Annotated in this window: 24 protein-coding genes and 1 pseudogene; 11 read left to right on the top strand and 14 right to left on the bottom strand. The window is 64.0% G+C overall.

Going from position 1 to position 23,604, the window contains the following annotated elements:
- The first annotated feature begins 102 nt into the window (after positions 1-102).
- Positions 103-1,917: an ABC transporter ATP-binding protein/permease gene (locus ACZ899_RS10470; RefSeq protein WP_234561543.1), complete on the top strand. Its 1,815-nt coding sequence runs from the start codon at positions 103-105 to the stop codon at positions 1,915-1,917.
- A 57-nt stretch (positions 1,918-1,974) separates the two neighbouring features.
- Here the strand turns inward: ACZ899_RS10470 and ACZ899_RS10465 are convergent, their stop codons facing one another.
- Together ACZ899_RS10465 and ACZ899_RS10460 are read right to left on the bottom strand one after the other, a co-directional pair.
- Complete coding sequence (locus ACZ899_RS10465) at positions 1,975-3,168, bottom strand: MFS transporter (RefSeq protein ID WP_234561544.1); 1,194 nt, start codon at positions 3,166-3,168, stop codon at positions 1,975-1,977.
- Between the two features lie 198 nt (positions 3,169-3,366).
- Complete coding sequence (locus ACZ899_RS10460) at positions 3,367-5,307, bottom strand: methyl-accepting chemotaxis protein (protein WP_234561545.1); 1,941 nt, start codon at positions 5,305-5,307, stop codon at positions 3,367-3,369.
- Between the two features lie 621 nt (positions 5,308-5,928).
- On the opposite strand from ACZ899_RS10460, the gene ACZ899_RS10455 reads away from it, so the two are divergent.
- Together ACZ899_RS10455 and ACZ899_RS10450 are read left to right on the top strand one after the other, a co-directional pair.
- Positions 5,929-6,216, top strand: a complete 288-nt coding sequence (locus tag ACZ899_RS10455) for a hypothetical protein (RefSeq protein ID WP_203647408.1) — start codon at positions 5,929-5,931, stop codon at positions 6,214-6,216.
- A gap of 366 nt (positions 6,217-6,582) precedes the next feature.
- The gene (locus tag ACZ899_RS10450) at positions 6,583-7,608 is read left to right on the top strand and encodes an IS110 family RNA-guided transposase (protein WP_203646634.1); all 1,026 of its coding nucleotides are present in this window, start codon (positions 6,583-6,585) and stop codon (positions 7,606-7,608) included.
- A gap of 342 nt (positions 7,609-7,950) precedes the next feature.
- Here the strand turns inward: ACZ899_RS10450 and ACZ899_RS10445 are convergent, their stop codons facing one another.
- From ACZ899_RS10445 to ACZ899_RS10435, 3 genes are read right to left on the bottom strand one after another with little or no spacing between them, the layout of a single operon-like run.
- Positions 7,951-8,400: a GNAT family N-acetyltransferase gene (locus tag ACZ899_RS10445; protein ID WP_232855849.1), complete on the bottom strand. Its 450-nt coding sequence runs from the start codon at positions 8,398-8,400 to the stop codon at positions 7,951-7,953.
- A 35-nt stretch (positions 8,401-8,435) separates the two neighbouring features.
- On the bottom strand, positions 8,436-8,756 hold the full coding sequence (locus ACZ899_RS10440) for a helix-turn-helix domain-containing protein (RefSeq protein WP_232855850.1): 321 nt from the start codon (positions 8,754-8,756) through the stop codon (positions 8,436-8,438).
- The gene (locus tag ACZ899_RS10435) at positions 8,743-9,063 is read right to left on the bottom strand and encodes a transcriptional regulator (RefSeq protein ID WP_203647405.1); all 321 of its coding nucleotides are present in this window, start codon (positions 9,061-9,063) and stop codon (positions 8,743-8,745) included. Before ACZ899_RS10435 ends, ACZ899_RS10440 begins: the two co-directional genes overlap by 14 nt.
- Positions 9,064-9,248: 185 nt before the next feature.
- Here ACZ899_RS10435 and ACZ899_RS10430 point away from each other — a divergent pair, with 185 nt between their 5' ends.
- On the top strand, positions 9,249-9,620 hold the full coding sequence (locus ACZ899_RS10430) for a hypothetical protein (RefSeq protein WP_234562653.1): 372 nt from the start codon (positions 9,249-9,251) through the stop codon (positions 9,618-9,620).
- Between the two features lie 17 nt (positions 9,621-9,637).
- On the opposite strand, the gene ACZ899_RS10425 is transcribed toward ACZ899_RS10430, so the two are convergent.
- A complete protein-coding gene (locus ACZ899_RS10425; RefSeq protein ID WP_234562652.1) occupies positions 9,638-10,228 on the bottom strand; it encodes a biliverdin-producing heme oxygenase in 591 nt (196 codons plus the stop codon).
- Positions 10,229-10,360: 132 nt separating this feature from the next.
- On the opposite strand from ACZ899_RS10425, the gene ACZ899_RS10420 reads away from it, so the two are divergent.
- Together ACZ899_RS10420 and ACZ899_RS10415 are read left to right on the top strand one after the other, a co-directional pair.
- Positions 10,361-11,401, top strand: coding sequence for a DUF1176 domain-containing protein (locus ACZ899_RS10420; protein ID WP_186733416.1), 1,041 nt, complete (start codon positions 10,361-10,363; stop codon positions 11,399-11,401).
- Between the two features lie 30 nt (positions 11,402-11,431).
- Positions 11,432-12,490: a DUF1176 domain-containing protein gene (locus ACZ899_RS10415; protein ID WP_234562651.1), complete on the top strand. Its 1,059-nt coding sequence runs from the start codon at positions 11,432-11,434 to the stop codon at positions 12,488-12,490.
- 153 nt (positions 12,491-12,643) lie between these two features.
- Here the strand turns inward: ACZ899_RS10415 and ACZ899_RS10410 are convergent, their stop codons facing one another.
- From ACZ899_RS10410 to ACZ899_RS10400, 3 genes are all read right to left on the bottom strand, one after another.
- Positions 12,644-13,429, bottom strand: a complete 786-nt coding sequence (locus tag ACZ899_RS10410) for a sulfite exporter TauE/SafE family protein (protein WP_050705024.1) — start codon at positions 13,427-13,429, stop codon at positions 12,644-12,646.
- Positions 13,430-13,641: 212 nt separating this feature from the next.
- Entirely contained in the window at positions 13,642-14,049 is a 408-nt protein-coding gene (locus ACZ899_RS10405) for a hypothetical protein (RefSeq protein WP_234562650.1), read from the bottom strand.
- Between the two features lie 320 nt (positions 14,050-14,369).
- Positions 14,370-14,972, bottom strand: coding sequence for a helix-turn-helix domain-containing protein (locus tag ACZ899_RS10400; protein ID WP_234562649.1), 603 nt, complete (start codon positions 14,970-14,972; stop codon positions 14,370-14,372).
- A gap of 113 nt (positions 14,973-15,085) precedes the next feature.
- Here ACZ899_RS10400 and ACZ899_RS10395 point away from each other — a divergent pair, with 113 nt between their 5' ends.
- The 3 genes from ACZ899_RS10395 to ACZ899_RS10385 all read left to right on the top strand — a co-directional run bounded on the left by ACZ899_RS10395 (position 15,086) and on the right by ACZ899_RS10385 (position 17,786).
- The gene (locus tag ACZ899_RS10395) at positions 15,086-16,222 is read left to right on the top strand and encodes an NAD(P)/FAD-dependent oxidoreductase (RefSeq protein WP_234562648.1); all 1,137 of its coding nucleotides are present in this window, start codon (positions 15,086-15,088) and stop codon (positions 16,220-16,222) included.
- Positions 16,223-16,234: 12 nt separating this feature from the next.
- A complete protein-coding gene (locus ACZ899_RS10390; protein WP_110738477.1) occupies positions 16,235-16,615 on the top strand; it encodes a RidA family protein in 381 nt (126 codons plus the stop codon).
- A gap of 106 nt (positions 16,616-16,721) precedes the next feature.
- Positions 16,722-17,786, top strand: coding sequence for a YkvI family membrane protein (locus tag ACZ899_RS10385; protein ID WP_234562647.1), 1,065 nt, complete (start codon positions 16,722-16,724; stop codon positions 17,784-17,786).
- 42 nt (positions 17,787-17,828) lie between these two features.
- Here the strand turns inward: ACZ899_RS10385 and ACZ899_RS10380 are convergent, their stop codons facing one another.
- The 3 genes and pseudogenes from ACZ899_RS10380 to ACZ899_RS10370 all read right to left on the bottom strand — a co-directional run bounded on the left by ACZ899_RS10380 (position 17,829) and on the right by ACZ899_RS10370 (position 20,744).
- Positions 17,829-18,569 (bottom strand): methyl-accepting chemotaxis protein, encoded by a 741-nt coding sequence (locus ACZ899_RS10380; RefSeq protein WP_371263136.1) that lies wholly within the window; start codon positions 18,567-18,569, stop codon positions 17,829-17,831.
- A 114-nt stretch (positions 18,570-18,683) separates the two neighbouring features.
- Positions 18,684-19,715 (bottom strand): annotated as a pseudogene (locus tag ACZ899_RS10375) (HAMP domain-containing protein); the annotation flags it as partial.
- A gap of 150 nt (positions 19,716-19,865) precedes the next feature.
- A complete protein-coding gene (locus ACZ899_RS10370; RefSeq protein ID WP_234562646.1) occupies positions 19,866-20,744 on the bottom strand; it encodes a LysR family transcriptional regulator in 879 nt (292 codons plus the stop codon).
- A 100-nt stretch (positions 20,745-20,844) separates the two neighbouring features.
- Here ACZ899_RS10370 and ACZ899_RS10365 point away from each other — a divergent pair, with 100 nt between their 5' ends.
- Positions 20,845-21,273, top strand: coding sequence for a PACE efflux transporter (locus ACZ899_RS10365; RefSeq protein WP_234562645.1), 429 nt, complete (start codon positions 20,845-20,847; stop codon positions 21,271-21,273).
- Positions 21,274-21,302: 29 nt separating this feature from the next.
- Here ACZ899_RS10365 and ACZ899_RS10360 read toward each other — a convergent pair whose 3' ends face one another.
- Both ACZ899_RS10360 and ACZ899_RS10355 read right to left on the bottom strand, forming a co-directional pair.
- On the bottom strand, positions 21,303-22,280 hold the full coding sequence (locus ACZ899_RS10360) for a hypothetical protein (protein WP_186713717.1): 978 nt from the start codon (positions 22,278-22,280) through the stop codon (positions 21,303-21,305).
- 193 nt (positions 22,281-22,473) lie between these two features.
- Positions 22,474-22,917 (bottom strand): GNAT family N-acetyltransferase, encoded by a 444-nt coding sequence (locus tag ACZ899_RS10355; RefSeq protein ID WP_234562644.1) that lies wholly within the window; start codon positions 22,915-22,917, stop codon positions 22,474-22,476.
- A 99-nt stretch (positions 22,918-23,016) separates the two neighbouring features.
- Here ACZ899_RS10355 and ACZ899_RS10350 point away from each other — a divergent pair, with 99 nt between their 5' ends.
- On the top strand, positions 23,017-23,601 hold the full coding sequence (locus ACZ899_RS10350; RefSeq protein WP_232855859.1) for an isochorismatase family protein: 585 nt from the start codon (positions 23,017-23,019) through the stop codon (positions 23,599-23,601).
- Positions 23,602-23,604: the final 3 nt, after the last annotated feature.

Raw genomic sequence — 23,604 nt, 5'->3', positions numbered from 1 at the left:
CGATGGGCCGGAACAGATTCAAGATGAAATGTCCGTCATGTTTGCAGGGTTAATGCAGGTCCGGTGCTACGCTCGCAAAAATAGCCTCTACGGACGCGCACCATGGACATGAACTGGCACCAGGCCCTGCAAGAGAGCCTGAGTTGGCTGGCAATCGCCTCGTTGGTCACCCTTGTCTGCTTCACCATTACCGCCTTGCTGGCTGTGCGCTACACCCGCTGGGGGGCTCAGTTCTGGCAACTGGCCGGACCTTATTTCAGCTTGCGCCGCAGTTGGCGGCCCTTGTTGGCTTTTGCGCTGCTGCTGGTCCTGACGCTGTTCGCGGTGCGCCTGAACGTGCTGTTCTCGTTCTGGTACAACGGCTTCTACAGCGCCCTGCAGGCACTGGACCAGACCGCGTTCTGGTACCTGCTCGGGGTGTTCGCGGTGCTGGCGACCATTCATGTGTTGCGCTCGCTGTTCGCCTTCTACGTCACCCAGGCGTTCAACATCCGCTGGCGGGTGTGGCTCACCGAGCGCCTGACCGCCGACTGGATGCACGGCGATGCCTACTACCGTGGGCAGTTCCTCAGCGAGCCGGTGGACAACCCCGACCAGCGTATCGAACTGGATGTGAACGCCTTCGTCAGCGGCTCCGTATCGCTGGCGCTGGGGGCGGTCAGCGCGCTGGTGTCGCTGGTGGCCTTTACCGGCATTCTCTGGGGCCTGTCGGCGCCGCTTGAAGTGGCCGGCGTCGAAGTCCCCCGGGCGATGGTGTTCGCCGTGTATGTCTATGTGCTGGTCGCCACCTGGATCGCCTTCCGCCTCGGCCAGCCGCTGATCCGCCTGAACTTCCTCAACGAGAAACTCACCGCCAACTTCCGCTACGCCTTGATGCGCCTGCGCGAGAACGCCGAGAACATCGCCTTCTACCAGGGCGCGCAGGTGGAGCGGGGCACCTTGCTCGGGCGCTTCTTCGCGCTGATCGGCAACGCCTGGGCGCTGGTGTTTCGAAACCTCAAGTTCAGCGGCTTCAACCTGGGCGTCAGCCAGGTAGCGGTGGTGTTCCCGTTCATCCTCCAGGCGCCGCGCTTCTTCAGCGGCGCGATCAAGCTCGGCGATGTGATGCAGACCGCCCAGGCGTTTGGCCAGGTGCAGGATTCGCTGTCGTTCTTCCGGGAGTCCTACGACACCTTCGCCCAGTACCGAGCCACCCTCGATCGTCTGACAGGCTTTCTCGATGCCAACCAGCAGGCCAGCGCCTTGCCGCGCGTGGCCACCGTGGATCAGGCTCATGGATTGGGGATTCATGGCTTGCAGGTGCGACGCCCCGATGGCCATGCGTTGATCGCTGATCTCGATCTAAGCCTGCATAGCGGTCAGGCGCTACTGATCAAAGGACCTTCGGGCAGCGGCAAGACCACCTTGCTGCGCGCCCTGGCGGGCCTGTGGCCTTATGCCGAGGGCGAGGTCAGGCGACCGTTGGGGACGCAGGCACTGTTCCTTTCGCAGCGCCCGTACCTGCCACTGGGCGACCTGCGCACTGCCATCGCCTATCCGGCACAGGGCGCGGCCGGCGACGATGCGCGCATGCAGCAGGCCCTGCGCCAGGTCAATCTCGCGCATCTGGCCGAACGGCTGGACGAGCAGCGCGACTGGTCGCGGATTCTGTCGCTGGGCGAACAGCAGCGCCTGGCGTTCTCCCGGGTGCTGTTCAACCGGCCGCAGGTGGTGTTCCTTGACGAGTCCACCTCGGCGATGGATGAAGGGCTGGAGCATGCGCTGTATTCGCTGCTGCGTGCGGAGCTGCCGGCGACGCTGCTGGTCAGTGTCGGGCACCGCAGTACCTTGGCGGGGTTCCACTCCCATCGCCTGGAGGTGGACGGGCAGGGGGGATGGTCGTTGCTGGAGCAGCAGCCGGCAGCCATGACCCTGTAGGAGCGGGCTTGCCCCGCGATGGCGTCAGGTCAGGCAATGAAGTTGTTCCTGCCGGCCTCATCGCGGGGCAAGCCCGCTCCCACGATCAGCCATGAACCACAAACCTGCCATTGTGGTAGCGGCGAACACGCCCCCCGCCATGAACGTCGCCTGATACCCCACCCAGTCCCACAGCCCTCCGGCCAGCACACTGGCCACCAGCAACGCCACCCCCGTCACCAGATTGAACACGCCGAATGCTGTCCCGCGCAGATCCTCGGGTGCACTGTCGGCGATCAAAGCGCTGAACACGCCTTGGGTAAACCCCATGTGCAGCCCCCACAGGATCACGCCCAGGGCCAGGCTGGGCAGGCCCGGCAACCAGGCCAGCAGCAGATCGGCCAGCACCAGCAGGGCCAGCCCGAGTATCAACACACCCCGTCGCCCGACCTTGTCGGAGAGTGCCCCGGCAGGATAGGCCGACAGTGAATACGCCAGCGACATCAATACCAGCACCGCTGGCGCCCACAAGGCGGCAAGGCCAAGCGCCTGGCCGCGCAGCAGCAGAAACGCTTCGCTGAAGCGCGCCAAAGTGAACAGCGTGGCCAGGAAGAGCAGACGCCAGTAACCGTTGCCTAGCCGGGCCAGTTCGCGAAGTGCCAGAGGCATGGCCACTGTGCCGAGCGCAGCCGGTTTTTCGGGCTCGCGGACGAAGGCTACCAGCACATAGAGCGCCATGAACGCCGGAATCACCGCCACCCAGAACACCGTCTGGAAGTGGCTGGCGGTCAGCCACATCAACAGGATCGCCAGCAATGGCCCGAGAAACGCCCCGACCGTATCCAGCGCCTGGCGCAGGCCGAATGCCGCGCCGCGCAGCTCGGCGGGGGTGACATCGGCGATCAGCGCATCCCTAGGCGCGCCGCGGATGCCCTTGCCGACACGGTCGACGAAACGCGCCGCGGTCAGCCATTCCAGCCCGGGGGCAAGCGGGAACACCGGCTTGGTCACGGCGGCCAGGCCGTAGCCGATCACCGTCAGCAGCTTGCGCTTGGCCAGGCGGTCGCTGAGGGCGCCGGAGAACACCTTGGTGATCGCCGCCGTCGCCTCGGCGACGCCTTCGATCAGGCCCACGGCCAGCACCGAGGTGCCGAGCACGGTGACCATGTACAGCGGGAGCAGGGCGTGGATCATCTCGGAGGAGATGTCCATCAGCAACGAGACGAAGCCTAAAGCCCAGACGCTGCGGGGGATGGGGCTGTGGTTGGGCATGGTGCTCTCGAGGGTGGCGTCGAGTTCACTGTAGCCGAGCCATACGCAAGTCCTGTAGGAGCGGCCTTGTGCCGCGAAAGGGCTGCGGAGCAGCCCCGGGATTTCAGCGTTGATGCACAGATTGCCGGGGCCGCTTTGCGGCCCTTTCGAGGCACAAGGCCGCTCCTACAGGGGCCGCGTAAAGGCTCAAGCCAAAGGTCACGACTTGAAGCGTCCCACCAGCCCGTTCAGCTCATCCGACAACTGCGCCAACCTGCCGGAGTCGGCCTGGGCGGAGCTGGCCAGCCCCTCTACCAGCCGTGCCTCGTCGTAGATCTGCTGGATATGCCGGTTGATCTCCTCGGCCACGCTGTGCTGCTCCTCGGCGGCGGCGGAGATCTGCAGGTTCTGGTCGCGGATCTCGTTTACCGAGAGCTGGATGCCCTCGAAACTGTCCCGCGCGCTTTCGATCGACGACACGCTGGCGCGCGACAGGTCCAGGCAGCTTTCCATCTTCTGCGAGACCTCCTGGGTCTTGCCGCCGAGGGTGTTGAGCAACTGGTCGATCTCGCCGGTGGAGTCGGCGGTGCGCTTGGCCAGCGCCCGCACCTCGTCCGCCACCACGGCAAAACCACGGCCCTGGTCGCCGGCCCGGGCGGCCTCGATGGCGGCGTTGAGCGCCAGCAGGTTGGTCTGCTCGGCGATGGCGCGGATGGTGCCGAGGATCTGGTTGATACTGCGGCTGCCTTCCTCCAGCTCGACCATGGCCTGGGACGATTCGCTCAGGCGCCGACCCAGGCGATTGACGTTGTCGGTGGTCGCCTCGATCTGCTGCTTGCCCTCGGCCACCCGGCGGTGGCCGTGCTCGGCGGCGTCGGCGGCGCTGCTGCACGAGCGCGCCACTTCGTTGGCGGTGGCGACCATCTCGTTGAACGCGGTGGACACCAGCTCCACCGCCTCGCGCTGGCGCCCGGCGGCCTCGTTCATGTTGCCGGCCATCTCGCTATTGCTGCGCGAGGCTTCGTGCAGGTTGGTCGAGGCCGCGCCGATGCGCTGGATCAGCTGGCGGATGGCGGCGAGGAACTTGTTGAACCAGCCGGCCAGCTCGGCGGTTTCGTCCTTGCCCTGCACCTGCAGGTCGCGGCGCAGGTCGCCTTCACCCTCGGCGATCGACTGCAGGCCGATACTGACCTGGCCGATCGGCTTGACGATCACCCGCGAGAACGCCGCCGCCACCAGGGCGAAGACCAGGGCCAGCACCACCACGATCAACGCGGTGACATAGGTCATGCGTGTGGCCGCGGCCATCACCTCGTCGTACTCGATCAGGCCGACGAAGCGCCAGCCAAGGCCTGGCGAGGTCCACACGTTGGCCATGTAGCGCACGCCGTCGATAACCACGTCGGTGGAGCCCTGGGAAGTGGCCGCCAGTTGCGCGTAGGGTACGCCGAGGTCCTTGAGCTGCTTGAAACCGTGGCTGGCGTTGCGTGGGTCGACCAGCACGGTGCCGTCCTCGATCAGCATCACATAGCCGCTGTCGCCCAGCTTGATGCTCTTGACCAGCTCGGTGAGGTTCTTCAGCGACACGCTGACCACGAACACGCCCTTGGCCTTGCCGGCCTCGTCGAGCAGCGCCCGGGCGGTGCCGACCAGGGCCACGTCATCCTTGTCGTAGTAATAGGCGGCGGTGCGCACGGTCTTGTCCGGGCTGGCCATGGCGGCCTTGTACCAGGGGCGGGTGCGCGGGTCGTACTTGGCCAGTTGCGGGTCGTCCGGCCATTTGGCGTAGCTGCCGTCCTCGAGGCCGATGGACAGGATCGCCGCCGCCGGGTGGGTGGTGCCGTAGCGGGCGAAGGCGTCGATCACCCGCTGCGCGGCCTCGGGCATCGGCTGGTTGGCGGCGTCGGCGCCGGTGTAGTCCTTGAGCGAGGTAACCGAGGTGTATACAGGATCCTTGGCCATTTGATCGACGTTCTGCAGCGTGCCATCGAAGAACTGGCGCATGTTGCCGTCGATCTGGCGGATTTCCCGGGTGCTGCCGTCGAGGAACTGGTCGACCGCCTCGCTGCGGATGTTCAGCACCGAGATCCCGCCGACCAGGGCCACCGGGATGAAGGCCACCAGTACGAAGGCCAGGATCAGTTTGTTTTTTATTTTCATGGTGACGCCCATCCGTGAGAGTGAAGGGTGTACATGGCCGCTTCGATGGAGTGGTGGCCACTTGCTACCTTTTCTGTTTCGGCGGGCGGAATATAAACCTTTAGTAGATGTTTCGTGTACAGGAAAATTAGAAATTGTCCTGACTTTCAGGGCAAGTAGCAGGGCAAATAGGAGGAGATGCGTGGGAGCGGGCTTGCCCCTCGATGAGGCCAAGACAGTTGTTTCAAGCGGATTACTAAGACTTTCCCTATTTCACGTAGGACGTTTCCCAAGCATGCTTTTACGGCCTTTCAGCTGTTGTTCTGGCCAGTCGCGCTCCTTAGTCTTGTCCTGTCGTTGCCAATTCAACGACCGGGTGTGCAAGCCCGTACAGGTACAACGCGAAAGCGCTTTTGGGCCTTGCCGGCAGTCTGCGGTTCTGGCCCTCCAATGGCGGCTATGCGTGGGAGGCCCTTGGGCCTGCCGAGTTCCTGTACCCTCGGTCTTGCACACCTGCGTATAGCTGCCACCTATTCGAGTGCAAGCGGATTCAGGCAGTTTTCCCATGACGGTACAGGAGTGCTGAACCATGCTGAAAATCGTGCCCGACCCACCCCGCCCCTTGCCCCGGGAGGTTCGCCCATGACCCTCGATACGACCACCCGAACCTCCCGGCCCACCACGGCCAACGCCCATTTCGGCACTTGCCACGACGCCCATCCACCGATGTTCTCGGTGCATGCCGGCATTGATGGCGAGGATGCGCTGGTGTGCGCGGTAGCGGCCTTGCAGGCGGCCTACGAAACCAACGCGATGGCCCTGGAAAAAGCCAGCGAACCACTGCGCAGTTTGCTGGTGGCGACGGAGAACTCCCTGGAGAAAGGGCTGGCCTTGACGTCGGCTGTGCTGGATGGGATAGAGCGGGGTTGATCGGGTCGCTCAGGTACTTTCGGCGCCAAGGTTGTTGACTGTATGAGGGCCGCCAGGTGTCCGCCGCAATCCTTGCAGCGCCTATCAGATCGAGCGCCGCCCGCGCGGCGCATCGCGGATGAATCCGCTCCTACATCTGTTGCAACGTACCGAACCTGTCAGGCCATGGTTGCCAGCCTTGGTGCATGTCTTGAGACGAGTTGGGCGGCGGCAATGCCCGCCAAAAAATCGCGTCGAGCGCACAAGGCTAACAACCATGGCCTATCAGGCATGGTCACGTTACAACAAATAATGAAATGGCTACCCCCGCCCCACCCTGTGTCAGCCCTCTAAGCTTTCACAGGGTGCCTATCGGAGTGCAACGCCATGAACACTGTCGCCATCATCGCCATCGACCTGGGAAAGTTGAGCTTCCATGTACACGCTCAGGATGATCGGGGTCATGAGCTCTATCACCGCAGGTTCAACCGTGAGTCACTCATCCGCCACCTTGCCAATCTTGCGCCCTGCACGGTGGCGATGGAGGCCTGTGGTGGCTCTCATTTCATGGCGCGAGAGGTGACGAGACAGGGTCATACGCCCAAACTTATTCCCGCACAGTTCGTTCGCCCCTACGTGAAAAGCAACAAGAATGACTTTGCCGATGCTGCCGCTATCGGTGAGGCGGCAACCCGCGATCAGATGCGCTTCGTGCCTCCCAAAACCGAGGCCCAGCAGGCGCTGGCGATGCTCAATTCACTGCGCGACAGCTTCATCAGAGACCGTACTGCCACCATGAACCGCATCCACGCTTATTTGCTCGAGGTGGGGGTCAGTTTGGCACCCACCTTCAAGGCGGTCCGGGAGCTCCCCATTCTGCTGGACGACAGTACCTTCTCACCGTTGATCAAGAAGCTGTTGCTGGACCTACATGCCCACTTCCGCTATCTCGATGATCGGATCAAGGCTCTGGACAAGGAAGTGCATAGCCAGGCCGTTAGCGATGATCTTGCTTCCCGTTTGATGTCGATACCTTGTATTGGCCCGATCACCGCTACCGCCCTGGCTGCGGAATTGGGTGATGGTAAGCAGTTCCGCTGTGGGCGAAATTATTCAGCCTCCATAGGCCTGGTTCCCAGGCAGCACACGACAGGCGGCAAACCTTGCCTGGGGCGAATCAGCAAGCGGGGCGACGGCAATCAGCGACGACTGCTGATCCAGTGCGCGAGGGTCTATCTGATTGGGCTGGAGCGCAAAACCGGCAAGCTGGCGGACTGGGTACGTGGCTTGCTACGTGTTCACCACCCCAACCTGGTGGTGTGCGCTATCGCCAACAAACTGGCCCGAATCGCCTGGGCCATCACGGCACACCACAGCGAATTTGATGCAGGGTCAAGCGCCATGAACGCTTGACCCTGCAGACACACGAGTAACAACCCACCTGGTTTTGCGATGCTGCACACAGATGACGTGAACGGTATACCGGCCTGGCGATCAACCTGAGCTCCTACTCGGCTTCAGAAGCCGAACAAATATCTAGGCTCGTCGGGCGCGATTTTCATCGAGGCGCGGGACCAACCTCCCACACGACGCCGTATAGATTGACGCAAACCAAACTCACGCACAACTCAGTACAGTATTGCAGAAATGGGGGTAACCATAGATGTAGGAGCGGCCTTGTGCCGCGATGCGCCGCGCGGGCGGCGCTCGATCTGATAGGCGCTGCCAGTCTCCCGCCGAACACCCCGACAAGTCTCAGCAATCGAGCATCTTGTGATAGGTCACGAAGTCCTGCTCGGCCACATACCCCAGCGATTCATACAGTGCCTGGGCGGCAAGGTTGCTCCGGGCGGTGTCCAGGCTCAACCGCTGCGCGCCCTCGGCCTGGAAAATCTCGGTCAGTTGCTGCATCAGGTAACGGGCATGACCACCCCTGCGGGCGTGCGGAGCAACGAACAGGTCATACAGCCAGTAGAAGCGCTTCATCGCCAGCGAGCAGGTGGCCGGGTACAACTGGGCAAAAGCGATGGCCTGGCCGTCGGCGTCCAGCAGCAGGTAGATGCGCGAGTTGCCGGTTTCGAGGTTGGCCTTGAGGAATGTGCGGGAAGCGGGGAGGTCATCCGCTTCCTGGTAGAACATCCGGTACTGGTTGAAGAGGTCCGCGGCGGCGTCCAGGTGGTGCAGATCACAGGCAATGACGTTCATGTCGGGGCTCGCTATCAGGCTGTCCAGCGCCCTTGCTATGTGGGGCGATCCTGCAGGATTTCATGAAACACATCCGGTCGTACAGATGCGATATGCAGTAGCGTACGTGCAGCTCCCGAAGGCGTGCGCCGGCCTTGTTCCCACTCTTGCAACGTACGTACGGAGACGCCGAGCAGCTCGGCGAACTTCAGCTGGGACAAGCCGGTCTTGCTGCGGGCCTCTGCGGCTTCGGTCACCTCGACCTGGTGTACAGCGCCAAATCGTCCGGCTTTGACATCGCGAATGGACTGAAGCAGCTCCTCTGCGATATTGCGCTTGGCATCGCGCTGCATCAGTTCTTTTTCAGTCAGGGGCATGGTTCAGTTCCTTCACGATCTGGCGCAGTACATGCGCGGGTATGCTCTCGGTGGCGCTCTTGCCGTAGATAAGCAGTGCTACCAGAACACCATTGTCTAGCTGGGCGGTGTAGATGACCCTCACGGCGCCGCGCTTGCCTTGGCCTTCGATGCGCCAGCGTACCTTGCGGCAGCCACCGGAGCCGGGGATGACTGCGCCGCCATCAGGGTTGTTGGCCAAGTGGTGCATGAACGCGCCATGTTCGTCAGCGGTCCAGTAGTCGGGCCACAGCTTCGAAAACAGTGGCGCTTCGATGATCGTCAGCATACCGCATCCTTACGTCTTTGACGTAGGGATTCTGCTGTGTGGCGCCAAGCTGGAAAAGCAGGTCTTTGTCACGAGGGGTTGCCGGCCAATACTGTGGCTTGCTGGCGGCCATTCCGGCCATTAGCATCCGTTTTCCTCACTCACGGCCCTGCGCAAACCATGGCCGGCTCCAGGATCAAGGACGAATGTTGCCGTTGCTTTCCCGTTTCCTGCTGCACGCACTGGCCTGTGTGGCGTTTCCCTTCCTCTTGAGGCTGGGCTTCGATCTGTACCGGCAGTATATCGGCCCGCCGATGGCGCGAGGCGTCAGCGTTGGCTTGGCAACGATGATGGTGTTCTACGCTTTCGTGCTCTTCAACCTGCTGATGGTGGCAATTCCAAGAACGTCAATCCGCTACGCGCTGGCGTTGTTGCTGATGCTGTTGGTACTGGCATTCTTCAATACCTTGCACCCGTTGCGGGCGCTGGGCTTCGCGCTGCTATGCGGTGGTTTGTGCGGGGCGGCGATCAGCATGACGCCCGTGGTGACATCGCTGTTGAACAAGTGCCGTAGGTAAGGCCCAAGCGCGGGGGATCAGCAGGCCAGCACGCGTCGCTCTTCAAGCCATCGTTCGAAGCAGGTGAAGGTCTCGACCGCTGCCTTTACCGTCCGGGCCTGGGCGGCAGGCTCCGGATCTGCGCCAGCCAGTCGATCGAGGAAGCTGCGCCAGCGTGCGCCGGTATGCGCGCCGTAGACGTCGAGAAACGCACCGCCGCTGTCGGCGTCGATGTCCAGGCGTTCAGCCATGGCTCGCTTGAGTACCTGGCCGCCCAGGGTGGAGCCTTCCAGTACATACATCACACCGAGTGCGCAGGCTTCATCGTCAATACGGGGCAGGGTGTGGCACAAGGGCAGCGATTCGACATCGATAGCCAGGGCGTCCAGATCGCGGGACAGGGCGGGTGTCTTGTTGCGCTCAGAAGTCTGGTACTCGGCCAGCAAGGTATCGAGCGGCGCATGGAAACCGTGGTAAGCCGCAAGCAGGCGCGCATAGGCCGCCCGGTCGAAGCCTTCGCTGAAAAACGGCAGGCGCGCCTCCAGCCCTTCGTGGCAGGCGCGGGTACCTTCGCGCAAGGCAAGCAACAGCGGGCTGACGGTAGCGGACATGGCGCAGGCTCTGAACATGACGCATCCGATACTGCCAGATCCCGTGGCACAACCACTACTGTCGATTTTCCGCACCTGGTTTCTGATCTGTGGAATCATTGCGCCGCCTCTGGAGTGGGGCGTTCTCGGCTATTACAGGAATGCAGGAAGATGCGCGCAACAACAAGGAACTGGCTGGCCCTGGGGCTGGCGTTGCTACCCGGCCTGGTCGGCGCGGCGGAGCCAGAGCCGGTACCGGTGTACCGGGAGATCAAGGACTGGGTGGTGGGCTGCGACAACACGCGCTTCTGCACCGCGGTGCTGGCCGATCATCCGGAGAAGATGCGGGTGGGCATGCTGGTGCAGCGCGAGGCGGGCGCCTGGGGCAACCTGCACCTGACCCTGGTGGGCAGCACCGACTGGTCGGGCGAGCCCCTGCTCGACGGCCAGCTGCTGGTCGCCCCCTGGCGCATGACCCGTGGCGTCGAGACCACCCTGGAACTGGAAGGCGCCGATGCCTACGCCGTGTTGCGGCAATTGCGCAATGGCCAGCGCCTGGTGGACGACACCCGGCCAGGGGAGCGCGTGAGTTCGCTGCAAGGCCTGAGCGCCGCCTTGCTGCTGATGGATGCGGTGCAGGGCCGGGTCGGCCACTACAGCGCGCTGGTGCGACCCGGTGACAGCGTCGCCGACGCCCAGTTGCCCATCCCGGCCAAGCCCCGGGGGCCGGCCTTTGTTGCAGCCACGCCCCTTAGCGAGCAGGAACTGGCGGGCATCAACCCGGTAGTGATGGCCAAGGCGGCCGCCGAAGACCAGTTGAAGAACGAATTCGATGAGGCCCCCAAGCTTGAGCTGCATGCCCTGGACGACCAGCACGCCCTGGCGCTGCTCAGCTACAACTGCAACGACTTCCATTGCCTCTACGCGTTGTACAAGGTGTCGCGTGAGGCGCCTTATGCCCTTGGACCGCTGGAGTTCGAGGCGCCGTCCAGCCCGGTGCTGATCAGCCGGATGCGCGACGCCATCGAGTTCTACCCCAAAAAGGGCGAGCTCTACAGCTATGCCAAGGACGACTATCCCGGCAGTTGCGGGGTCGAGGAAAGCTGGCGCTACGACGGCCAGCGCATGCGCCTGGTCAGGTTGGCGCGGATGGACCGCTGTGCCGAGCTGGGCCCGGACAGTTGGCCGGTACTATGGCGCAGCGAAGGCTGAAAACGTGAAAGGGACGTCAGGGGCAACACCATGCAATGGATGAAACACCACCGTGCGGCACTGCTGCTGGCGCTCATGGCGCTCATGGCGCCACTGGCCGCGCAGGCCGAAAGCGCCCAGACAGCACTCGAAGCGGTACCGCTGTACCGGCAGGTCAAGGACTGGGCGGTAGGCTGTGACAACACCCGCGCCTGTACCGCGTTACTGGCGATCGACGACGAGCTGATGAGCGGCCTGAAGACCATCGTCCGACGCGAGGCGGGGCCGCGGGGCAAGCTCGAGCTGACGCTGCGTGTCGGGCCGGCGTTTGCCGACCAGGTGTTACTCGATGGCCAGGAACTGTTGGCCCAATGGCGGCGGATCGAACGTGAGTACGATTTCGACCTGCAGCTCGAAGGTGATGCGGCACTGGCGCTGATCCGTCAGATACGCAATGGCAACCGTCTGAGTTCGTTGACCGAGGATGGCGAGCTGGTCGCGTCGTTGCAGGGGATCAGTGGCGCGTTGTTGGCCATCGATGCGGTTCAGGGGCGGGTAGGGCATGTCGATGCGTTGGTGCGGGTGGGTGACGCCCCGGCTGCCGAAGTGCCTGACGCTCCTGCTGCGGCGGCGTTGCCACGGTTCGTCGCCGCGCCGGGCATGAACGACGAGCAGGCCCATGAGATCGGCAGGGCGGTGAAGCGCCAGGCGAAGGTCGAAGGCGATGTAGAGGGCATGAGCAACAGTCATTACGAGGTTCACCCGCTGGACGATGCCAATGTCCTGGTCATCCTCAACGTGGGGTGCAGTGGCGAGTTCTGCGCCAATTACCTGTATCGGGTGTCTCGTGCCGCGCCCTACCAGATCAGTGAAATGGCCTTCGAGGCGCCGACGCCGTTACTGGCTCCGCGCCTGAGTGGCTACGCGGCGTTCGATGCGCGAAGCGGTCAACTGTATGTTGCGGACAAGAGCCAGCTCGAGCGAGGCTGCGGGCTGATCCAGCAGTGGCGCTACGATGGTGAGCGCATGCGCCTGGAGCGCGTGGCCCGGCTGGATCGCTGTGGGTACGTGAAACCGGAGTTCTGGCCGGTGCTATGGCGCCTTGGTTGACACGTTCCCTGTAGGAGCGGCCTTGTGTCGCGAAAGGGGCGCGAAGCGCCCCCAGATCTGCGTATCAAGCTGATATTGCCGGGGCCGCTATGCGGCCCTTTCGCGACACAAGGCCGCTCCTACAGAGGGCGTGTGCATGGCCTGAATCTTGGCTCAGAACGCCAGCTTGTAGCCGATCAGCAACAGCATGGTCGCCAGGCAAGGTCGCAGCACGCGGTCGGAGATGCGTCCGGTCAGGTGACTGCCCAGGTAGATCCCCGGCAGCGAACCCAGCAGCAGGTAGCCCAACAGCGACCAGTCCATGTTGCCCATGCCGGCATGACCCAGGCCGGCCACCAGGGTCAATGGCACGGCGTGAGCGATCTCGGTGCCGACCAGGCGCCGGGTGACCAGGAACGGGTACAGCAGGAACAGTGCCACGGTCCCCAGCGCGCCGGCGCCGATGGAGGTGAGGGTGACCATCACGCCCAGCACCACGCCGGTGATCACGGTGAGGATGTTCAGGGTGCGGTCGCTGAGGTGGTAGTGATCGCCGGCATGCTTGCTGGCGAAGGCCTGCAGGCGCGACTTGAACAGGATTGCCAGGGCGGTGAGGATCAGCACCACCGCCAGGCCTTGCTTGATGATGGCGTTGAGCGCGGAGGTGTCGGCGTGCAGGGTGCTGAGGAACCACAGGGTCAGCGCGGCGGCCGGGACGCTGCCCAGGCTCAGCCAGCCGGTGATCTTCCAGTCGATGTTCTTGTTGCGGCCATGCACCCAGACGCCACTGGCCTTGGTGATGGCGGCGTAGAGCAGGTCGGTGCCCACGGCGGTGGCCGGGTTGATGCCGAACCACAGCAGGATCGGGGTCATCAGCGAACCGCCGCCGACGCCGGTCATGCCGACGATGAAGCCCACAACCAGGCCCGCAATGGTGAAACCGAAAGAACCTACATCCATACGCTACTCGACGCCCAGCTTGCCCGTGATCGGATGGATGCCAGCATATAGATTTTTTTATAGCCAAATAGACTTGTTGGTTATTAGGTTATAACCGATGACCGAAACAAGCGCGAGCGTGCTTCCCAATGGTGCCCGAGTGGTCGATGTCGCCAGCGTGAAGCAAGCTCGTAGGCCAAGTGTGCAATGCGGCGTTGATTCACGTGAGGTGGTTAGGAGGCTCCCCGAGTGTCGAAGATGACATGGGGGCCGGAAGTGCTTTCTTCCATACCATTGACAGACCACACGGAATGTCCATGGCCGAAGTGATTCCCTGCTAGCAGGAAAGTTTTTGGGATAACGACTCTCCATTCCTTGCCTACATCGCTACTCGTAACGATGTGCTCGAATTCGAATAATGTTTGAGGGACTTCGGATTCGTTTACCTCTTCGTGATTGCCACTGCCAATTTGAACCTGTCGGAGCTTTAACTGATCACCCACCTTTATGCCTGGGTATGGAGGTGCGATAAATTCGACCTCATGTTCCATGATGAAGGCTACGGTGAATCTTCCGTTTTCCGGCATTGGGCTGTATCGCCCTTCTGGCAAAGTTTTCTTGCTGGTGTCAGCTTTTGACATGATTCTTCTCCTGGGATTTTCAGAACAATCTAAATACAAAAACCTTCATCTTCACTCGGGAGGCTTCTATTGACCGTTCTGCTCTTGTTGTTTCTTATGATCGCCAGGCGATAGTCGCTTAATTGTACCAAGCTGTAACCTGATAAAATTACCAGGTAGGGTAGCGACGGATCTGACTAACACCATATGTATTACAATCGGTTCAACACATCTTCGGTCGGGGCCTGATGGCGCCATTCGGTCGAGGCACCATCACTTGCATCATTCGTGTTGAACTTTCATCGGGTTGTCGACGACAGGGGGATTTCAGAGGAACTGCACTAACGATCAGTCATCACCACCATCACCTGCGCATCGCCGCCATCCTCGCTCTCCGACAGGTAGATATGCCCCACCTGGCTGTCGAAATACGCCGTCTCCCGCGGGCCGATGCTGACTGCCTCGCCGGTCTCGAACTCGATGCGCACGCGCCCGCTGATGACCATGGCGAACTCCTGGCCGGGGTGGCGGATAAAATCGTCGAACTGGCCGCGTTCACGGGCGATGATGCGGGCATAGGCCGGGGTCATGCGCCGCTCGGGGAAGGCGCCGGCAATCGGGTAGTAGTCGTAGGTGCCGGTGGAATAGCCCGCCACCGTCGCCAGCGAATCGACCACCACGGTGGCCGGCTGCGGTTCGCCCACCGGCCCGCTGGCGCGGAACAGCTGGGCGATGTCCAGGTTCAGGGCGCGGGCGGCGGCGGCCAGTTTTTCGTAGCTCACCGAGACCTGCGCCAGCTCCATTTTCGACAAGGTGGACAGCGGCACGCCGCTGAGCGCCGACAGCTGCTTGAGCGTCATCTGCCGGGCCTTGCGCACCTGGCGCAGGCGCGCGCCGACTTCACTGCGATCGAGCGGGGTGCGGGTGGTGGGGGCGTCGGGCATCGGGGCTCTCGGGCTATGCTGTGGTCGGGCATCTTACCTTGGTGCCTTGCGTATTTCTAAATTCTCATATATTAGAATTCTCACAAATGATAATTAGCGCCGCAGGAGCGTGCATGGGACAGGTCCACGATATTCTGATCATTGGCGCCGGCATCGCTGGCGCTTCCCTGGGTTACCGACTGGCCGGCCAGCGCCAGGTGCTGCTGCTCGAACGCGAGACGCAGCCGGGCTATCACGCCACCGGGCGCTCGGCGGCGATGTTCATGGAGGCCTACGGCACCCCGCAGATCCAGGCCCTGACCCGCGCCAGCCGGGCGTTCTACGAGCAGCCGCCTGCGGGCTTCTGCGAACACCCGCTGCTCGAACCCCGTGGCTGCCTGTATGTCGCCAGCCATGAGCAGCACGACCTGCTGGAAAGCACCTACGCCCAGAACCTGGCCAATGGCACCGCCGTCAGCCTGCTCGACAGCGCGGCGGCGCTCGAGCTGGTGCCGAGCCTGCGCGGCGAGCTGCTGGCCGGCGCCGTGCACGAGACCGGGGCGATGGACCTCGATGTGCACGCCCTGCACCAGGGCTTCCTGCGCGGCCTGCGCCAGGCCGGTGGCGAGCTGCGCTGCAATGCCGAGCTGGTGCAGGCGTACTATCTGGATGACCTGTGGCATGTCGAGCTGGCCGACGGCAGTCGCCTGCGGGCGCGGCTGCTGGTCAATGCCGCCGGCGCCTGGGCCGATCGGGTGGCCGAGCAGTGCGGGGTCGGCAAGGTCGGTCTGCAGCCGTGCCGGCGCAGCGCGTTCACCTTCCCCGGCCCGGCGCAGCACGACTTCGCCCGCTGGCCGGCGGTGATTGGCGTCGACGAGAGCTTCTACTTCAAGCCCGATGCTGGCCAGTTGCTGGGCTCGCCCGCCAACGCCGACCCGGTCGAACCCCAGGACGCCGCGCCCGAAGAGCTGGACCTGGCGCTGGGGATCTACAACATCGAGGCGATGACCACCCTCGAGATCCGCCGGCCCAGCCACAGCTGGGCGGGGCTGCGTTCGTTCGTCGCCGATGGCGACCTGGTGATCGGCTTCGACCCGGTTTCACCCGCGTTCTTCTGGCTGGCGGCCCAGGGCGGCTATGGTATCCAGTCCGCCGCCGGGGCCTCGCGCCTGGCAGCCGACCTGTTGCTGGGCCTGCCGCTGTGCGCCAGCCTTGACAGCCAAGGGGTCGAGCCAGCACGGCTGTCCCCGGCCCGTTTCATCCAACCCTGAATGGAGCATCCCATGAGCAATGAAATCCAGCGTTTCCCCAGCAGCCTGCCGTTTCCCTTCTCCCGTGCGGTGAAGGCCGGGGGCTTTCTGTTCCTGTCTGGGCAGGTGCCGATGAGCCCGGGCGGTGAGGTGGTGCGTGGCGATATCCAGGCACAGACCCGAGCAGCCTGTGAGCGCATCGCCGAGAGCCTGGCGGCGTGCGGTGCGCGCTTCGACCAGGTGGTGAAGTGCACCGTGTGGCTGTCGGACATGAGCCATTTCGCCGGTTTCAACGAGGTCTACAAGGAATTCTTCGGCGCGGCGCTGCCGGTGCGTTCGACGGTGGCCTCGGCACTGGCGCTGGGGGTGGATGTGGAGATCGAGGTGCAGGCCTACATCGGTCAGGACAACTGACACTGTGGGAGCGGGCTTGTCCCGCGATACAGCCATCGCGGGGCAAGCCCGCTCCCACAACAACCCCTGCAACGACCCGACACAACAATAAAAACCAGAGGTGCACATGCAAGAGCAGCTGAAGATCGCCGGCGCATTCGTCGGCGTGATCGTGGGGGCGGGCTTTGCGTCCGGGCGGGAACTGCTGTTGTTCTTCGTCGATTTCGGCGTCTGGGGACTGGTCGGCGCGCTGGTCAGCGCCGCGCTGTTCACGTTTCTCGGCATGGCCCTGGCGGGGCTGGGCAACCGCCTGAAGGCCACCTCGCACAAGGAGGTGATCCAGGCCATCTGCGGTCGCCACCTGGGCGTGCTGGTCGACTGGCTCATTACCTTCTTCATGTTCGGCGTGACCGTGGTCATGCTCGCCGGTGGCGGTGCACTGCTTGAACAGCAGTTCGGCATTCCGGCGCTGGCCGGCAGCGTGCTGGTTACCGTGCTGGTGGTGGCCATCGTCTGCCTGGATGTGCAGAAGGTGATGGTGGCCATCGGCGCGATCACCCCGTTGCTGATCCTGGTGGCCTCGGCCATCGCACTGTATGCGGTGTGTACCCGCAGCTTAAGTTTCGTGGCGCTCGACCAGGTGGCCAGCCAGCAGAAGGCGGGCACCCATCACTGGTTGCTTGGGGCGTTCCTGTATGTCTCCTACAACATCGTTGCCGGCGCGCCGATCCTGGCGATCCTCGGCGGCTCGGCACGCAATGGACGGGTTGCCGTGGTCGGCGGCCTGCTGGGCGGCGCGGCGCTGGGCGGGCTGATGCTGGTGATGAGCGCGGGGCTGCTGTCGCGCCTGGACAGCGTGGCCGCGCTGCCGATGCCGATGCTGTCGATTGCCAGCGAGGTGTCGCCGCTGCTCGGGCTGGTGATGTGCCTGATCATCTTCGGGATGATCGTCAACACGGCGGTGGGGACGCTGTTCTCGTTCCTGTCGCGATTGCTGCCGGCGGGCACGGTGAAGTTTCGCTGGGGGGCGGTGGTGGCCGGTGGGGTGGGGTTCGTCTGCAGCCTGGTGGGGTTCATCAGCCTGGTAGGACAGGTGTATCCGCTGTTCGGCTACCTGGGGTTCGTGCTGATGACGGCGGTGCTGGTGGGGTGGTTGCGGCGGGGCAGGGGGGCGAAGGTGGTGGTGGCCTGAGGCAAGCCCGCTCCCGCAGTGCATGCGGGAGCGGGCGGCAGGTCAGATGCGGAAGCTGCCGACCAGTTGCTTCAGGCGCCCGGCCTGCTGGCTCAGGGCGTCACAGTGGCGCAGGGTTTCGTTGAGGTTCTCCACCCCTTGCTGGTTCAGCGCGTTGATCTGGGTGATGTCCAGGTTCAGGCTCTCGACCACGGCGGTCTGCTCTTCGGTGGCGGTGGCCACCGACTGGTTCATGCCGTCGATCTCGCCGATGCGCTGGGTGACGCTGGCCAGGCGCTCGCCGGCCTCGTTGGCCACCTGCACGGTCTCTTCGCTGGAGACCTGGCTGGTGTTCATGGTGTGCACTGCCTCGCGCGAGCCGACCTGCAGGCTGGTGATCATGCGGTGGATCTCTTCGGCCGACTCCTGGGTGCGGTGGGCCAGGTTGCGCACTTCGTCGGCGACCACGGCGAAGCCACGGCCGGCTTCACCGGCACGGGCGGCCTCGATGGCGGCGTTGAGCGCCAGCAGGTTGGTCTGCTGAGAGATGCCCTTGATCACGTCGAGGATCTTGCCGATCTCGTCGGTGCTGGCGTTGAGGGTCTCGATCTGCTCGCAGGACTCGCTGATGCGCTCGGACAGGGCGGTCATGGCGCTGATGGCCTCTTCGACCACCTGGCGGCCACCGTTGGCCTGCTCGCTGGCGCCGCTGGCATGCTGCGAGGCATCGGCGGCGTTGCGGGCGATCTCCTGGGTGGCGGCGCCCAATTCGTTGATGGCGGCGGCGACGCTGTTGGTGCGCATGCTCTGCTCTTCGGAGCCGGAGAGCGAGGCGTTGGAGGCGCCAACGACTTTTTCCGACAGGTCATGCACCAGGCGGGTGGCCGACGACACTTCGCTGATCGAGGCGTGGATACGCTCGACGAAGCGGTTGAACGAGGTGGCCAGCTCGCCGAACTCGTCCTTCTGCTGCACGGCCAGGCGGCGGGTCAGGTCGCCTTCGCCTTCGGCGATGTCCTGCATGGCGCGGCCCATGGTGGTCAGCGGGCTCATCAGCACCGGGATCAGCAGGCCCAGCAGGCCGGCGATGACGGCCACGGCAATGAGCATGGCGATGATGGCCGAGGTGCGGAACTGGCTCAGCGGGGCGTAGGCTTTTTCTTTGTCGATCGACAGGCCGATGTACCACTGCGCCGACGGCAGGCCGTCGACCGGGGCGAAGGAGATGATGCGCTCCTTGCCATCGAGGCTCACTTCCTGGATGCCGGTTTCCACGCGCAGCGGCGAGCCCGGGTAGATGTCCTTGAGGTTCTTCATCACCCGGTCCTTGTCCGGGCTGACGATCACCTGGCCATTGCGGTCGACCAGGAAGGCGTGGCCGATACCGCCGAAGTCGACGGCGTTGATGATGTCGACCAGGGTGTTCAGGCTCAGGTCACCGCCGACCACACCGATCAGCTCGCCGCTACCCTTGGCCTTGACCGGCATGGCGATGGTCACCACCAGGCCACCTACCGCCGCCATGTAGGGCGGGGTCAGCATGGTCTGGTTGGCGGCCACGGCCTGGGTGTACCAGGGACGCTGGCGCGGGTCATAGCCATCGGGCATCTTGGCGTCGGGGCGCTGGGTGAACAGACCGGTGTTCTGGCCGAAGTAGGTGAACTGGAAGTTGCTGGTGTACGACGGCTGGTCGACCAGGCCCGGCACGTTGCTGCCGGCACCTTGCTGGGCGATGTCCTGGGCCAGGTTCTCCAGCACCAGGATGCGTCCGCTCATCCAGTTCTGCACGCTGCTGGCGGTCTGCGCGCCGGCCTGGCGCACCGAGGATTCGATGTTCTGGCGGATGGTGTTGCGTTGCAGGTAGTCGTTGTAGAGGGTGAACAGCGCAAAGGCCAGTACGACGACGGCGCAGGCACTGAGCAGGATCTTGTGGCGGAATTTCAGGTTCATGTTTCGAGACCTTGAGCCAGTGAAAGGAGGGCGCCGCGTGCTTGTGGCACGAATGGCGGAGCCTGTTGCAACGCTATCGGCCGAATCTGAAAAATGTTGAAAGACTAAATGTCGCAGTGCTTGGCGCAATTGCCCTAACAGGGTGACAAATCATTTCGAAGCCAACAGGCTCACCAAGGCCCTCGCCGCTTGGCCGAGGGGTTGCTGCTTGAGCCAGAAGGCATTCACCGGCAGTTGCAGTTCGTTGCGGGTGTTGTGGAATTCCAGGCGCACCAGGCGCCCGGCGTCGATCAGCGGCGCGACCCGCGACAGTGGCAGGTCGCCCCAGCCCAGGCCCGCCTCGACCATCTGCACGGCAAGATCCAGGCTGTCGGTGCGCCAGTGCGAGGTGCCGATCAGCGAGCGCGGGTCGGACAGCGGCAGGTCACGGCTGCGCACCAGGATCTGGCGCAGGTTGACCAGGTCTTCAAGGTGGCGGATACGCCCTTCGCGCAGGGCAGGATGCTGCGGCGACAGCGTGGCCACCAGCGATTCCATGGCAATGTGCTGGAAGCTGCGCCGCGGGTCCACCTGCAACCCGGCGAAGGCCAGGCACAGGCCGGCGCGACCGCTGTCGAGCAACTGCAGGGCCTCCTCCTGGGGCGCGGCGAGCAGTTCGATGTCCAGCAGCGGGTAGCGCTCGCCAAGGCGGGTAATGGCGTCGAGCAACGGGCGCTGGTCGATGTCCGGGACCACGGCGATGGCCAGGCTGCTTTCCAGCCCGCGCGACAGCTCCAGCGCGTGCACTTCCAGCAGCCCGAGCTGTTCGGCGATCAGCCGGGCATGGGGTTCCAGGGCCTGGGCCTGGGCAGTCGGGCGCGCCTCGCGCGAGCCGCGCTCGAACAACGGGTAGCCGAGTTCCGCTTCGAGGTTGCCGATGGCCATGCTCACCGCCGAGGGCACCCGCCCGAGTGCCCGAGCGGCGGCGGAAAACGAGCCGCGGTCGAGCACGGCGAGAAACAGCAGGATGGTGTCGCTGGAAAAGTTCATGGCAGTCTCCTTTCAGTAAATCTGAAAGCTGCCGACTTTTTCTGTCAAGTGTGTTGATGCATCCTGCGCGCCTTCGTCATCCCCGCAGCAAGGTAATCCCGTGCAAGGACTCAAACGCAAACTGGTCTACGTGACTTTCTATGAACTGATCGGCCTGTGCATGTCGACCCTGGGCCTGGCCTACCTGTCCGACACCCAGGCCTCGCACACCGGCCCCCTGGCAGTGATGATCACCACCATTGCCATGGTCTGGAACCTCATCTACAACACCTTGTTCGAGCGTTGGGAGAGCCGCCAGGCCAAGCGCGGCCGCAGCCTGGGCCGGCGGGTGGCGCATGCCATCGGCTTCCAGCTGACCCTGGTGGTGTACCTGATCCCGCTGATCGCCTGGTGGCTGGACATGACCCTGCTGGAAGCACTGTTGGTGGACCTGGCGTTCATCATCCTGGTGCCGTGCTACACGTTCGTCTACAACTGGGCGTTCGACCGGATCTTTGGGCTGCCGACCTCGGCAATGGCGCCAGCCTGAGCTTTCTGTAGGAGCGTGTTGGCTTCGGATCAGGGCGCTCGATAACCCAGTAAACTGTCCTCCACCTGCCCCGACAGGTAGTATACCCCGGCCATGGCCCCGCTCTGGCGGTTCTCCATCAGCTCCTGCCATTCCTGGTTCAGCGCCACATTGAGGATCACCCGCAACTGCTCGACCATCTGCGGCTGCTCGCGGTCATGGGTGATGATGCCGTAGCCGGTTGCCGCCACCGAGATCAACGCCCCCGCCGCCTTGCCCACCGCCGCCGCGATCGCGCTGGCGGCGCCGCGCGGGGCCAGGGTGGCGCCGAGTTTCTCGCTGGCCTGGGTGGCCACCGACGACAGCCCCGCCTCGGTCTGCCCAGGGCCCTTCGCGGCCTGCTGGTGCAGGTGCTGGCGCAGCGACTGCCAGGCCGGTTGCTGGTCCAGCGACTTGGCCCGCAGCAACTGGTAGAGCGAGGCGTTGCGTGCGTCCGGCGGCCCCAGGGCGATGATCGGGATGCGGTTCAGGCGCCGGCTGAACTGCTCGGGCGGCGCGTTGTAACGCTGGATGATCGCCGGCAGTTGCTGGCCAAGCAGTTGCAGGTACAGCTCGCTGGCACGGTCGCGGATGCCCTCGGGGTTGATCTGCTCGGCCACCGGGTCGATCACCCGTTCGCGGTATTGCGCCTGCAGGTACAAGCCCAGGCGCTTTTCCGGCGGCTCGTTGCCGTTGCCGCTGTTCATCGTGTACCAGGCCACCTTGAGCGTGAGCCATTGTTGGGTCCAGTAGCCGGTGAACCAGGGGATGAAGTCGTTCTCGGTGCGTTGCTGCACCTGCTCCTTCCACACGCGCATGGAGCGTCGGGCATAGTCGTTGGCCGAGCCTGCGGCAGCGACCGAGGCCTCGATGATGTCCTGGTCGATGCGTTGCCAGACGGCGGGGGGCAGGTTCTGCGGTGGCGGCGGGGCCGGGGGGCGTTTGCCGGCGCAGCCGGCGAGGGCCAGCAGAAGGCAGAGCGCAAACATCACGAGGATTGATTTCACGCGGATTGCCCCCTTGGCGAGAGGCTGGGTGGTTATCCGAAGTATAGGTTTGTCTTGGCAGCCTCATCGCGGGGCAAGCCCGCTCCCACAGAGACCACCACGCAGTACCTGTGGGAGCGGGCTTGCCCCGCGATGGGCCGCAAAGCGGCCCCCTTTGCAGGCGTGAATGACATGCTCACCCCTCCAGCTTCAAGTGCAGCAATGGATACGGATCGCCTTGGCCATCCACCTCGGAACGGCCCACCTGAACGAACCCCTGTTTCAGGTAGAACCCCACTGCTTGCGGGTTCTGTTCATTGACGTCCACCTCACGCACGCCCAGTTCCTCGACCACGCCGGCCAGCAGCGCCTTGCCGATGCCCTGGCCACGGCAGGCGGGGTCGATGAAGAGCATTTCCAGCTTGCCGTCATGCACCCCGGCAAACCCTTGGATATGGCCTTCACTGTCCCGCCAGGCGCGCAGTTCGACAAACCCCAGGTACTGCTCGCGCACCAGCGGGCGCAGACGCTCGATATAGCCATCGGGAAGAAAGTCATGGGTCGCCCGTACCGAGGCCTCCCACAGATCGGCCAGCCGATCGAAATGTTCCGCGCCCACTGGCGCGATAGCGTGCTTCATATTGGCCTCCAAGACCCTGTGATGAATCGGCGGTCATGGTACGGCGCTCCCTGGGGCTGCGCTATGCTCGGCCTTTCATCTCTCGCACTGGAGCGTCGCATGCCCGCTGAACCGATCCCCCAGGCCGAGGCCCTGTTGCTGGTGGACGTGCAATGCGCGTTCATGGAAGGGCCCGACGCCGTTCCCGCTCATCTCGCCCTGCAGACGAGCATCGCCCGCTTGCTGGCACGTGCGCGGCAGGCCGGCGTGCCGGTGATCTTCCTGCAGAACGACGGCGCCCCCGATACCCCGGACGCCCCGCACACGGCCGGCTGGCAATTGTATTTCCCGGCGGCCCGTGGCGAGCACGTGCTGTTCAAGACCGAGGACGATGGCTTTGTCGAGACCGGGTTGCAGGCCTTGCTGGATGAGCTGGGAGTCCAGTGCCTGGCCTTGTGCGGCCTGCTCTCGGAAATGTGCCTGGCCGCCACCGCCCGCGCCGCGCTGCAACGGGGCTTCGAGGTGTTGCTGGCGCACGACGCCCACGCCACCTACGACGTGCCGCCCGGCCCAGGCGGCTCGCCGGGCGTGCCCGCCGCCCTGGCGGCGCGGGTGGCGGAATGGTCGTTGGGGGACGAAGTGTCGATCCTGCCTGGCGTCGACTCGGTGGCGTTCAGCTCGGTCGATGCAGCAGGTGAAAAGTGACAG

This window comes from Pseudomonas sp. TE31087 (genome assembly GCF_057284075.1).
This window is presented reverse-complemented; position numbering and strand designations above follow the sequence as displayed.